General features: G+C 68.3%; 9 protein-coding genes. 2 read left to right on the top strand and 7 right to left on the bottom strand.

Going from position 1 to position 12,542, the window contains the following annotated elements:
* Positions 1–71: 71 nt before the first annotated feature.
* The 4 genes from ABD240_RS04160 to ABD240_RS04145 form a co-directional block, all read right to left on the bottom strand.
* A complete protein-coding gene (locus tag ABD240_RS04160; protein ID WP_344335392.1) occupies positions 72–1,079 on the bottom strand; it encodes a zinc-dependent alcohol dehydrogenase in 1,008 nt (335 codons plus the stop codon).
* Positions 1,079–2,809 (bottom strand): thiamine pyrophosphate-binding protein, encoded by a 1,731-nt coding sequence (locus tag ABD240_RS04155; protein WP_344335389.1) that lies wholly within the window; start codon positions 2,807–2,809, stop codon positions 1,079–1,081. The genes ABD240_RS04160 and ABD240_RS04155 overlap by 1 nt, the downstream gene beginning before the upstream one ends.
* Positions 2,810–2,859: 50 nt before the next feature.
* Entirely contained in the window at positions 2,860–4,191 is a 1,332-nt protein-coding gene (dctP, locus tag ABD240_RS04150; protein ID WP_291796656.1) for a TRAP transporter substrate-binding protein DctP, read from the bottom strand.
* A gap of 66 nt (positions 4,192–4,257) precedes the next feature.
* Entirely contained in the window at positions 4,258–5,058 is an 801-nt protein-coding gene (locus ABD240_RS04145; protein ID WP_291796653.1) for an SDR family NAD(P)-dependent oxidoreductase, read from the bottom strand.
* 141 nt (positions 5,059–5,199) lie between these two features.
* Between ABD240_RS04145 and ABD240_RS04140 the strand changes: the two genes are divergently transcribed.
* Complete coding sequence (locus ABD240_RS04140; protein ID WP_291796650.1) at positions 5,200–6,093, top strand: helix-turn-helix domain-containing protein; 894 nt, start codon at positions 5,200–5,202, stop codon at positions 6,091–6,093.
* 14 nt (positions 6,094–6,107) lie between these two features.
* Here the strand turns inward: ABD240_RS04140 and ABD240_RS04135 are convergent, their stop codons facing one another.
* On the bottom strand, positions 6,108–8,621 hold the full coding sequence (locus ABD240_RS04135) for a DEAD/DEAH box helicase (protein WP_291796647.1): 2,514 nt from the start codon (positions 8,619–8,621) through the stop codon (positions 6,108–6,110).
* A 69-nt stretch (positions 8,622–8,690) separates the two neighbouring features.
* On the opposite strand from ABD240_RS04135, the gene ABD240_RS04130 reads away from it, so the two are divergent.
* The gene (locus tag ABD240_RS04130) at positions 8,691–8,978 is read left to right on the top strand and encodes a YciI family protein (RefSeq protein ID WP_291796644.1); all 288 of its coding nucleotides are present in this window, start codon (positions 8,691–8,693) and stop codon (positions 8,976–8,978) included.
* 99 nt (positions 8,979–9,077) lie between these two features.
* On the opposite strand, the gene ABD240_RS04125 is transcribed toward ABD240_RS04130, so the two are convergent.
* Together ABD240_RS04125 and uvrB are read right to left on the bottom strand one after the other, a co-directional pair.
* Positions 9,078–10,067: a TerC family protein gene (locus ABD240_RS04125; protein WP_291796641.1), complete on the bottom strand. Its 990-nt coding sequence runs from the start codon at positions 10,065–10,067 to the stop codon at positions 9,078–9,080.
* Positions 10,068–10,270: 203 nt separating this feature from the next.
* Positions 10,271–12,478, bottom strand: coding sequence for an excinuclease ABC subunit UvrB (gene uvrB / locus ABD240_RS04120; RefSeq protein ID WP_344335381.1), 2,208 nt, complete (start codon positions 12,476–12,478; stop codon positions 10,271–10,273).
* Positions 12,479–12,542 lie beyond the last annotated feature (64 nt).

Raw genomic sequence — 12,542 nt, 5'->3', positions numbered from 1 at the left:
GCGCACCGGGACCCACGCGCCCTCACCTCCCCGTGAGCGGGCTGTCCGAGACTCTGCCTCCGGGGGCATTCCTATGGCCGGACCACGCACTTGCCCAACAGGCCACCGGCGCGGAGCCGGTCGAAGGCGCCCTGGACATCCTCGAGCGGAACCGTATCCGTCACCAGCGACTGCAGGACATCCGCCTCGGCGAATAGGATCCGAGAGGCCGACTCCGCGTCGGCGAGGGTAGCGGAGAAGGAGCCGATCATCGTCAGCTCGCGTGCCATGAACTGCAGGGCATCCAGCGTGGGCGCAGCCTTGTAGGCCGCCACCAGGCAGATCCGGCCGCCGCGTTCCACCCCCTGCGTCACCGCGTGGTCCAGCACGGGCTGCGCCCCGGCGCACTCGAAGAGGCAGTGCACCGGTTCCTCCGGCAGGGAGGTCAGGATGCGCGCCCCCGGCAGCAGCTCACGGAGCAGAGAGGTCTTGCCCTCGTTGCGCTCCACCACCGTCACCCGGGAGAACCCGAACCGCAGCAGAACATATGCCACCAGCAGACCGATGGGCCCGGCACCGGCCACCTGCACCGGAAGGGAGCGCTCCTCTCGCAGCACCTCCGACTTGTGCACCGCACGCACCGCCACGGCCAGCGGTTCCAGCAGGGAGGCCGCGGTGCTGGAGACGCCGTCAGGCACCACGCACCAGTCCGGCACGGCAGCCGCCTGCACCACGGCCTCGTCGGCGAACCCAGCGGCGTAGTTCCCGAACCCGCCGGTACACCGAGTCTCCTCGCCCTGCCGGCATTGCACGCAGGTCCCGCAGCTGCCGAAGGGCAGCAGCACCGCACGCCTTCCCTGCCACTGCGGGTCGGTGCCCGGCCCGGTCTCCACCACCTCGGCGACCACCTCGTGACCGAACGGGGTGGTCGCGGGGATCCGGCCGAGGCCGGCGAACATCCCGTCGGAGCCACAGATGCCGCAAGCCTCCACACGGGCCCGGAGCTCGCCGACGCCCAGGACCGGACGCGGCACCTCCGTGAGTTCGAGTGCTCCTGGGCCGGCGATCCGCACCGTGCGCACGGTGTCGGGGCGGTTCATCAGGCCTGCTTCCTGAAGTTCTGGTAGTAGGGGATGACGACCTCATCCTCCGCATCGACATCGCCGAGCATCCGCAGCGTGGTGGGGTGCACCACGTCAGGGTCGATCTCCAGATTCAGACAGGCGGGCAACCCCGAGTCGAGCGCGCGCCGCATGGCCGCGGGGATCTCCTCCAGGGTGCGCACCCTCTCGCCATATCCGCCCAGGGCCGCGCAGACCTCGTGGTAGTCCGTGTCGGCCAGCTCGCTCACCACCACTCCGCGTTCGCCGTAGACCGCTTCCTGACCGTGGACGGACATGCCCCAAACGGTGTTGTTGAACACGACTGTGACGATGGGGAGCCCATGCCGGACCATGGTGTCGAATTCCTGGAGGTTGAAGCCGGCAGCACCGTCACCGGTGATCACGACGGTGGGCCGACCGGTCGCCGAATGTGCCCCGATGGCGAAGCCGGGGCCGATGCCCAGGCAGCCGAGATAGCCGAGGCGGAGGACATCGCCAGCGTTCTCGGAGGTGACATGGTAGGAGGCCCACGAGGCGTTCTCAGCCCCGTCGAGCACGAAGGTCGAGCCGTTCGGTGCGGCGTCCACCACCGCCTTCGCCGCGTGGTAAGGGTGCATCCGACCGCTCTGCGTAGTCGAGTCCGCGAACTGCGCCGCATGCGCGGCACGTCCCGTCTGCACCTGCTCCAGCCAGGCGGCGCGCTCGCCGGCCGTCGGCCGCCCGACAAGCGCCTCCGCGAGCTGGACGAGTACGGCACGGCTGTCTGCCACCACCCCCAGCTCCACATCGGCGATCCGACCGATCTCCGCGGCATCCTGATCGACCTGGAACACCCGCGCACCGGGGAACAGCGACGCCCGCCCGCCGGTGAACATCCCCTGTCGTTGGCCGAGCACCAGCACCACGTCAGGTGCCTGCCCCGCCGCGACGCATGCCAGCAGTGTGGAGAGCCCACCGGCATGGAGCGGAGAGCTCGAGGGGATGACCCCTTCGGACTTGTTCGGGGTGAGTACCGGGATCTGCAGGGCCTCGGCGAGCGCCCGCAGCTCCTCCTGCGCACGCGGAAAGCTCACTCCGCCTCCCGCCACGATGAGCGGGCGCTGGGCCTCGGAGAGGGCCTGTGCGATCTGCTCGACCTGTGCGGGAGCAGCGTGGCCGCCCGAGGCGACGGTGCCCACTGCGGGGAACCGCACCTCGGTGACCGGAGCGGTGTCGAAGAGCACATCGATGGGGATCTCGAGAAGGACGGGGCCGGGTACCCCACCCTTCGCCTTCGCCACTGCGAGGGCGAGGATCTCCGGAATCCGCCAGGGATGCGTCACCCGGTAGGACCACTTCGTCATCGGCGCGGCCACTGCGATCTGGTCGATCCCGCCCTGCAGAGGGTTGGTCTCCGTCTCCCGCAGCGGCGGGGCGCCCACGATCGCGATCATCGGCACCCGGTCGAGGTAGGCGTTGCCGATAGCGGTCACGGTGTTGAGGAAGCCGGGCCCCGAGGTCGTGACGGAGACGCCGGGCTCACCGGTCACACGGGCATAGGCATCCGCGGCGTGTCCCGCCGAGGCCTCGTGCCGGGTGTCCAGCAGGGTGACGCCGTGGTCGGCGCACTCCACGAGGAAGGCGTCGAGATGCCCTCCGTGCAGGGCGAATACCGTGGTGAGGCCGAGGCGGTGGAGGGAGTCGGCGAGCAGGGAGCCGCCGGTGCGCTGGTCTGAGGACGTGTGCATGAGAACTTCTTCTCCTGAATCTTGAGGTGCAGGCCGTGCGAGAAGACAAATCATTCCGGCCGGTGGGCAGCAGCGACCTCCTCGCCGTAGACGGAGTAGAAGTCCCGCAGGTAGCCGGAGCTGGCGAGGTCGGTGAGGTCGCCCTCATACCAGTCGGCGAAGTCCGCGTATGTGCCCGCGTCCGTGTAGCCGAGGTCTCCGGCGGTGTCCGCCCACCGGCTCTGTGCCTCCTCGTGGCGCTCCAGGTAGGCGGCCCCGTCGAACGCCGAGGATGCCTCGACCTGTGCGAGCACCTCGGCGTTGACTTCCTGCAGACGGACGTCGGCAGCTGGATCGAGCTGCAGGAACTCGCCGCCGGCTTCGCCCACGGCCTCGAGAGCGTCACGCGCATAGAGGTAGTACCCCTGGTGCTGATCGACGGACCAGTCCGTCATCTGGTCGAACACCAACTGGCGGACAGGGAGCGGCAGGTCCTCCCAGGAAGAGCCCGCGAGGACGGCAGTCGGTCCCAGCACGAAGTTGGTGGTCACCGGGAGAGTCACATAGGGGGCCACGTCGAGCACCCCCATTCCCAGATGTACGGTCATTGCGGTGAAGGAGCAGTCGAGCACTCCCCTCTGCAGCGCGTCGAAGACCTCCGTGTAATCGATGCTCACGGGAGTCGCGCCAAGTGCCTCAAGCTGGGCGATCTGGGTCTCCGAGCTGGCAAGGATCTGCTTGCCCCTGAAATCGTCGACCGATTCCACCGGCTCCTTGCATGCCAGCGCGGTGGCACCGCCGGGCACATGCGGGATCAGCGGGGTGAGGCCCTTCTCCTCCAGTTCCGTGTGCACCTCCGGAGTGTTCCAGGCGGTCTCCGCCATCGCTGCGTGCGAGGCCAGCTCACCGGTGAGCGGGGACGGCGAGCCATCGACGGATGACTCTGCGACGGCGTTGAGCACCGGATAGAGCTTGGGCTCGTAGCTGAAGCTGAAGGACGCCATGTCGAGACGTCCGTCGGCGAGGGCGTCGTCGACCTCCGCGGTGGGCGCGATCGCACCGGCCCAGTTGACGTCGACGGTGACGATGCCTCCGGAGAGCTCTTCGACCCTCTCCGCCATCGCCACCTCCCGCTGGCCGAAGTACCGTTCAGGACCCGTCGCATTGCTCTGGTAGGTCAGGGAGATAGGTTCGAGATCCTGCAGAGCTGCTTGGTACTCCTCGGCGGAGGCACCATACGACACGCCTTCGGCAGCGCCCTCACCGCCGGCTCCGGTACTGAGCGAGCCGGCGCACCCCGCAAGCAGCAGCGCTGTCACGCTGAGACCGGCAGTAGTGGCGACTGTCCGGGACGGACGGGACGAGCTGGGCGGCCAGAAGCGGGTGGGAGCGGTGAGCGTCATCGCTGGTCTCCGATGTACAGGTGCCTGAGGCGGCACAAAGAGATGAATGGGAAAGGAAAGGCGCAGTCAGCGCGAGAGCTTGGCCATCACGTCCGGGTAGCGGCGCAGATGCGCTCCCCCATTGACGTCGAGCACCTCACCGGTCATCCAGGAGGAGGCGTCCGAAGCCAGGAACAGGGCGACCTCCGCGATGTCTTCGACGGTGCCGTTGCGACCGAGCGGGGTGTTGTCCGTGAACTCCGCCTGGATCTCCGGCACCGAGGTGAGACCGGTGACCAGCGGCGTCTCCACGAGCCCTGGCGAGATGGCGTTCGCTCGGATGCCGCGGGGTGCGAGTTCGAGCGCCGCGACCTCGGTGAGCATCGTCAGGCCCGCCTTCGCTGCGCAGTACGCTCCGAATCCAGCCGCCGGCTGACGGGCATTGAGCGAGGCGATACTGGTGAGCGTGCCGCCGTCGGCGAGGGCACGACCCGCATGTTTGGCCACCAGGAATGCACCGGTGAGGCTCACCTCGAGGACGGTTCGCCAGCTCTCCAATGGGTAGTCGATCAACCTGCCCGGGATATTCACTCCCGCGCAGTTGAGGACCGAGTGCACGGTGTCGTGCTTAGCGAACAGCCTTTCGAGCGTGAGTTCTTCCGCCACGTCTGCCTCAGCCCACTCCGCACCACGGCCCAGCTGCTCGGCCCTGGTACGAGCGCCCTGGGCGTCTCGGTCTGCGATCACAACTCGCGCACCGGCCCGGACAAACCGCTGAGCAGCGCCCCAACCGATCCCGGAGGCGCCGCCGATGATGACGGCCCTTCTGCCTGCGAGCACCTCGGACTCTGCCATGTCCTGTGGAGCCGTCTTCTGTGGGTCAGTCATATCCGTCTGCCTTCTGCGATCTCCGTTGATCGCGCAGTCCGATGAACCTGTTACGAACCTAAAGGGTGGGAATATGCATGTCAATCGTGGCACTATGCCACCCTCTACGATGAGGGGCACACCTACAGATGGGAGCAGACCATGGCTCGCCGCTCACCGCAGACCGAACGCCTCACGGAGACGATCGAGCTGCTCGCGTCGACCGGCCGCACTGGCCGCACGCTTGCAGAGCTCGCCCGCCATTTCGGCGTGGACAAGGCGACCCTCCACCCGATGCTCACCGAGCTGACCCGAGTGGGATGGCTGACCAGAGACCCTCGTGCCAAGACCTACCACCTCGGGCCGCGCCTCGTACCGATCGGCGATGCGGCGAGGGACGCGTTCGACCTCGTCGAAATCGCGCGTTCCCACACGCTTCCCCTTTCAGAAGAACTGCATGCGACCGTGCTCACCTTCACACGCTCTGGCGAGAACATCGTGCTGGCAGACATCACCGGCGCGGGCCACTCGGCGCATGGCGGGCGTCCGCCGGCGATCGGCATGCGCACCGGCGACGTCCTCGCGTTCCGGCCTCCGCTCGCCGCTCCCTTCGTCGCCCATTCCGAGGAGGAGGCCGAATCCTGGCTGGCCCGGTCCCCGGACGGTGAAACCGGTCGCGCACACCTGCGCAGCGTGCTGGCTGCAATTCGGATGAGGGGGTTCGGCGTCGAACAGTTCGTCCCCGCACCAGAAGGCCTCGGCGAGATCGTCGAACGGCTGGCCGGGGACCTGTACGGCTCCGCGCGTGCGACGCACCTGATCCAGGATCAGCTCGATCGGTTCGGCAGCGCGTTCGCGGTGGCGGAGATCGAGCCGCAGCGTGAGTACTGGCCGCTGACCGTCAACGCCCCGGTCATCGACTTGGAGGGGCGCGCCGTCATGTGCCTGTCCGTGACAGATCTGCGCGGCCCTCTCAGCGGTAGCCAGCTCACGGAGATCGGTCAACAGGTTGCAGAGACTGCCGCTCGGCTCTCCGCCGCTGCCGGGGCGCGCTGAGGACCCACGCGCCCTCAGCTCCCCGTGAGCGGGCCCACGGATTCGATCCGCAGCACCGCCTCGCCCGCCTCGTCGGAGGCGTCGAGATCCACGACCGCCGTGATCGCCCAGTCGTGGTCGCCCTGCGGGTCGCTGAGGATCTGGCGTGCCGTCCACTCCCGCGCCCCGGGTCCGTCCTCGATCTGCACCAGCCGGGGACTGCGGGCGGCCTGGTCGATGCCGAGCTCCCCGTACTCCTCGTAGAAGTCCTCGATCGCGTCCTCCCACTCCCGGGCGCCCCAGCCGGAGCCCGAGTCCAGGTCGCCCAGCGCGCGGTAGGCGGCGCGCTCCGCCAGCAGCACCCGGTGGAACAGCGCATTGCGCACGGCCGCGGCGAACCGGCGGCGATCGGAGGTGAACGTCTGCCGCAGGGCGGTGAGCGCCTCCTCGGGGACGGCCTCGGTGGGATCCGTGAGCTTCTCCCATTCCTCGACGAGGCTCGAGTCCACGCGGACCACCAGGTCGCTCAGCCAGGTGATGATGCTCTCGAGCTCCTCTCCCCGCCGGTCGACCGGCACCGTCTGCGTGAGTCCCCGGACCACGTCCAGCAGGTACCGGAGCAGACCGCCCTCCACGCGTGCCAGGCCGTAGTAGGCGACGAACTGCGAGAAGTTCATGGACTGCGAGATCATGTCCGCGACGATCGCCTTGGGCTCGATCCCAATCTCGCGCACCCACGGAGCCGAGGCCGCGTACGCCTCGAACGCCTCCTCGAGCACCTCCCGGTTGGGCCGGGGCACGTCGATCTCGTCGAGGATCGCCATGCGCTCCGTGTACTCGACGCCCTCGGCCTTGAGCGCGGCGAGCTCCTCGCCCCTGATCCGGTCCAGCTGGCCCCGGAGGATGTGGTACTGGATCTGGGTGGTGGCCTCGATGACGCTGAGCGCATCGAGCGCCCAGCTCTCGCCCTCCGGGTCGAAGAGATCGAGTGCGGCCAGCGCGAACGGGCTCAGCGGCTGGTTGAGCGCGAAGTCCGGGCCCAGCTCCTCGCTCAGCCGGTACTCCGCACCCCCGGGCACCTCCACGCGCTCCACGACGCCGCCGGCCAGGAGCGTCCGACCGATCTGCAGCGCCCGCAGCATGAGGTCGAGCTGGCGGTCGCGGCTCTCGTGCGTGCGCTCGATGAAGTCGCGGACGGTGTCGACCCCCGCGTGCGGACGCGCCAGGAGGTTGACGATCGTCGAGTGGGTGATCCGCATGTGCGAGCGGAGCAGCTCCGGCGTGCCGTCGACGAGCTTCCGGAAGCTCTGCTCCGACCAGCCCACGAAGCCCTCCGGCGCCTGCTTCTTCCGCACCTTCTTCCGCTTCTTGGGATCGTCCCCGGCCTTCGCGAGCGCCTGGACGTTCTCGATCTCGTGCTCCGGCGCCTGCGCGACGACATAGCCCACCGAGTCGAATCCCGCGCGGCCCGCGCGACCGGCGATCTGCAGGAACTCGCGCACCTGCAGCTGCCGCACCCGGCGCCCGTCGTACTTGGTGAGCGAGGTGAGCAGCACGGTCCGGATGGGCACGTTGATGCCCACACCGAGCGTGTCCGTGCCGCACACCACGCTCAGCAGACCCGTGAGCGCCAGATGTTCGACGAGGCGCCGGTAGCGCGGGAGCATGCCGGCGTGGTGCACGCCCACGCCCCCGAGGACGAGCCGGCGCAGCGTCTCCCCGAATCCCTTGCCGAACCGGAAGCCGCGCACCTCCTCTGCGATCCGGTCCCGCTGTTCGCGGCTCGTGAGGTTGGCACTGAGGATCGACTGCGCGAGCTCCACCGTGCGCGCCTGCACGAAGGACACCACGTAGACCGGCGCCCGGTCCTCGCGCACGAGTTCGGAGAGCTTGTCCAGCAGCGGCTTCTGCGAGTACTCGAACTCCAGCGGCACCGGCCGCTCCGCAGAGCTGATGCAGGCGGTGTCGCGGCCGGTGAGCTCCGTGAGCCGGCGTTCGATCTCCGTGGTGTCGCCCAGCGTCGCGGACATGAGGACGAACTGCGTCTGCGGCAGCTCGAGGAGCGGCACCTGCCAGGCCCAGCCCCTCTGCGGATCCCCGAAGTAGTGGAACTCGTCCATGACGACGAGGGCGACGTCGAGCTCCGCGCCCTGTCGCAGCGCATGGTTGGCGAGGATCTCCGCCGTCGCGCAGATGACGGGGGCGTCCGCGTTCACGGCCGTGTCGCCGGTGACCATTCCCACGTTCTCCGCACCCAGCGCCTCGACGAGCGAGAAGAACTTCTCGCTCACGAGCGCCTTGAGCGGCGCGGTGTAGTAGGCGGTCCTGCCGGTGGACACCGCGTAGTAGAGGGCGGCGAGGGCCACCGTGGACTTCCCGGAGCCCGTGGGCGTGGCGACGATCGCATTGTCCCCCGCGAGCACCGTGAGGATCGCCTCCTCCTGCGCCGGGTAGGGGGTGATCCCCTGGTCCCGCAGGTGCTCCTCGAACGCCTCCCACACGGTGTCCGCAGTGGCGAAGTCCTCGGGGATCGGGACGAGACGGGGCACGTGTGCAGCTCCTAGCGGAAGGGGAGATAGGCTCGGACCACTCAATCCTACGATCACCAGGAGGGCACTGTGGCCGTCTTCGCCGTCACCTATGTCTACGGACCGGACACCGAGAAGCGCATGGGCATCCGCCCCGCGCACCGCGAGACCCTGGGCCGCCTCTACGAGGAGGGCACGCTGCTGGCGGCAGGCCCCCTCGAGGACGAGCTCACCCCGGGCGGACTGCTCATCGTCTCCGCCGGGTCCAAGGAGGAGGTCGCCGCGATCATCGGCCAGGACCCCTACGCCGAGGCCGGGGTCATCGCAGAGACGACGATCCGCGCCTGGACGCCGGTGTTCGGGCCCTTCGCGGCCTGAGGCTCCTCGCGCAGAACCCGCGCTCCGCACGCACGCAGCCCCTCCGCACCGGATGGTGCGGAGGGGCTGCGTGCGGCGGGGCAGTCTGCGCTGACCTGCTCAGTCGCGGTGGAGGGGCTTCTCCTCCGCCCGCCGCATGGCGATGAGGCTAGCGATCGTCGCCACGAGCATCGAGACGATGATGAAGCCCAGCGACGTCCAGGTGCTGATCTCCGGGACGCTGTGGCGGAAGGACTCCGGGAACCAGTCCGACTCGTGGAGGGCATGGAGGACGAGCTTCACGCCGATGAACGCGAGGATCGCAGCGATCCCGTAGTGGAGGTACGGCAGCTTGTCCAGCAGACCGCCCAGCAGGAAGTAGAGCTGACGCAGGCCCATGAGGGCGAAGACATTGGCGGTGAACACGAGGAACGGATCCTGCGTGATGCCGAAGATCGCGGGGATCGAGTCCAGGGCGAACATGATGTCCGTGGAGCCGATGGCGATGAACACGATGAGCATCGGCGTCCAGTACTTGGTGCCGTCGATGTTCACGCGCAGCTTGTTCTCGTGGAACTCCTCCGTGATGTTGATGCGCTTGCGCAGGATGCGGATGAGGCCGTTCTCCGAATCCGGGTCCTCCTCGCTGAAGGCCTGCCGCCAGGCCGTCCACAGGAGGAAGACGCCGAACAGGAAGAAGACCTCGATGAAGCTCTCGATCACCGCCGCGCCGGCGACGATGAAGATGCCGCGGAAGATGAGCGCGAGGATGATGCCCACCATGAGCACCTCCTGCTGGTACTTCCGCGGCACGGAGAACCCGGTCATGATCACGATGAACACGAACAGGTTGTCGATGCTCAGGCTGTACTCCGTGAGCCAGCCCGCGAGGAACTGCCCGCCGTGCTCGGCATCGCCCATCGCGAAGAGGATCCCCGCGAACACGAGGGCGAGGGACACGTAGAAGACCACCCACAGGGTCGCCTCCTTCATGGAGGGCACATGGGGGCGCTTGACGACCAGCAGCAGGTCGGCGACGAGGATGAGGACCAGCACGACGGACGAGACGACCTCGAACACGTGGTAGGGGTCCTGGAAGAACTCCAGCATGGATGCCTTTCGAGAGAGGAGCGTGATGGACGCGGTCGAAAGTCTCTCCCACGGCCTTGGCAGACCGCTCCACACCCGGACCCGGGATGCACGCCCTCAGAGCACGCGCACCGTCCGGATCGAGCTGACGAGTGTGGACCAGGGTGGGATACTCCCCTTCACCGAACGCTTCATGGTACACCGACCGGGTGCCGGCGTCTCACCTATGCGTGCCCCGCGTCCTTCATCTGCCGCAGCTCCTTCTTCAGATCGCCCAGTTCGTCGCGCAGTCGCGCCGCGAGCTCGAACTGGAGATCCGCCGCCGCCTGGTGCATCTGGTCCGTGAGCGTGCCGATCAGCTCCACCAGGTCCTCGGCCGGGGGCGTCACCGTGTCCCGGCCCGCGCGCGCCGCACGCTGCTCGTCCGTGAGCGCCGCGTTGAAACCCCGCTTGCCCTTGCCGTAGTCGAACTCCGCAAGGATCTCCCGCGTGTCCTCGTCCTCCCGGCGGAGTCTCTCCGTGATGTCGGAGAGCTTCTTGGTGAGCGCGCGCGGTTCGATCCCGTGGTCCTCGTTGTGCTTGATCTGCACGGCGCGGCGGCGGTCCGTCTCGTCGATCGCCTCCTGCATGGAACGCGTGACCGTGTCCGCGTACATGTGGACCTCACCGCGGACGTTGCGGGCGGCACGGCCGATCGTCTGGATGAGGGAGGTCGCGGACCGCAGGAAGCCCTCCTTGTCCGCGTCGAGGATCGAGACGAGCGAGACCTCCGGCAGGTCGAGCCCCTCCCGCAGGAGGTTGATCCCCACGAGCACGTCGAAGTCGCCGGCGCGCAGCTCGGAGAGCAGTTCCACACGGCGCAGGGTGTCCACGTCCGAGTGCAGGTACTCGACGCGGACCTCGTTCTCCAGCAGGTAGTCCGTGAGGTCCTCCGCCATCTTCTTGGTGAGGGTCGTAACGAGCACGCGCTCGTCGCGGTCGACCCGCAGGCGGATCTGCTCGAGCAGGTCGTCGATCTGGCCGCGGGTGGGCTTCACCACCACCTGCGGGTCCACGAGACCGGTGGGGCGGATGATCTGCTCGACGTGCCCGCGGGAGCGCTCGAGCTCGAAGTCCCCCGGGGTGGCCGAGAGGTAGACGGTCTGCCCGATCCGGTCGAGGAACTCCCCGAACTTCAGCGGCCGGTTGTCCAGCGCGCTCGGCAGGCGGAAGCCGTGGTCCACGAGCGTGCGCTTCCGGGACATGTCGCCCTCGTACATGCCGCCGATCTGCGGCACCGTCACGTGCGACTCGTCGATCACGAGGAGGAAGTCCTCGGGGAAGTAGTCGAGGAGGCAGTTGGGGGCGGTGCCCGCCGCACGGCCGTCGATGTGGCGCGAGTAGTTCTCGATGCCCGAGGTGAAGCCCATCGACTGCATCATCTCGAGATCGTAGGTGGTGCGCATCTTCAGCCGCTGCGCCTCCAGCAGCTTGTCCTGCGACTCGAGCTCCGCGAGCCGGTCCCCGAGCTCCGTCTCGATGTCCGCGATGGCACGGCTCATCCGCTCGTTGCCCGCGACGTAGTGGCTGGCGGGGAAGATGTGGACGACCTCCTCCTCCCTCACCACCTCCCCCGTGAGCGGGTGCAGGGTGTAGAGGGCTTCGATCTCGTCGCCGAAGAACTCGATGCGCAGCGCCAGCTCCTCGTACTGCGGGATGATCTCCACCGTGTCGCCCCGCACGCGGAAGGTGCCGCGGGTGAAGGCGAGGTCGTTCCGGGTGTACTGCATCTCCACGAAGCGCTTGAGGAGGGCGTCCCGGTCGAGCTCCTGCCCCACCGTGAGCGAGACCATCCGGTCCACGTACTCCTCCGGGGTGCCGAGGCCGTAGATGCAGCTGACGGTGGACACCACGACCACGTCCCGGCGGGTGAGCAGGGAGTTCGTCGCGGAGTGGCGCAGCCGTTCGACCTCGTCGTTGACCGAGGAGTCCTTCTCGATGAAGGTGTCCGTCTGCGGGACATATGCCTCCGGCTGGTAGTAGTCGTAGTAGGAGACGAAGTACTCGACCGCGTTGTGCGGCAGCAGCTGCCGGAACTCGTTGGCGAGCTGCGCGGCGAGCGTCTTGTTGGGCGCCATCACGAGCGTGGGCCGCTGAACCTGCTCGATGAGCCAGGCGGTGGTCGCGGACTTGCCGGTGCCGGTGGCGCCCAGCAGGACGATGTCCTTCTCCCCCTGCGCGAGCCGCTGGGTGATCTCCGCGATGGCGGTCGGCTGGTCCCCGGAGGGGGTGTACTCGCTCACGACCTCGAAGGGCGCCACGGAGCGCACGACCTCCGGGCGGTGACCGACGAGGGGGACCGGGATGTCCCCGCTCCCACCGGCACGCTCCCTGCTCAGCTGCTCTGTGCGGGGCTCCCTCTGCGACTGCTCATCCTGCGGCTTGGCGCTCATGCCCTCACGATAGCGCGGGGCACGGACACGGCCCGGGCGGGCGTCCTGCGGGAGGCGGAGACAC

Source organism: Brevibacterium salitolerans, from assembly GCF_039531405.1.
GTDB lineage: Bacteria > Actinomycetota > Actinomycetes > Actinomycetales > Brevibacteriaceae > Brevibacterium > Brevibacterium salitolerans.
This window is presented reverse-complemented; position numbering and strand designations above follow the sequence as displayed.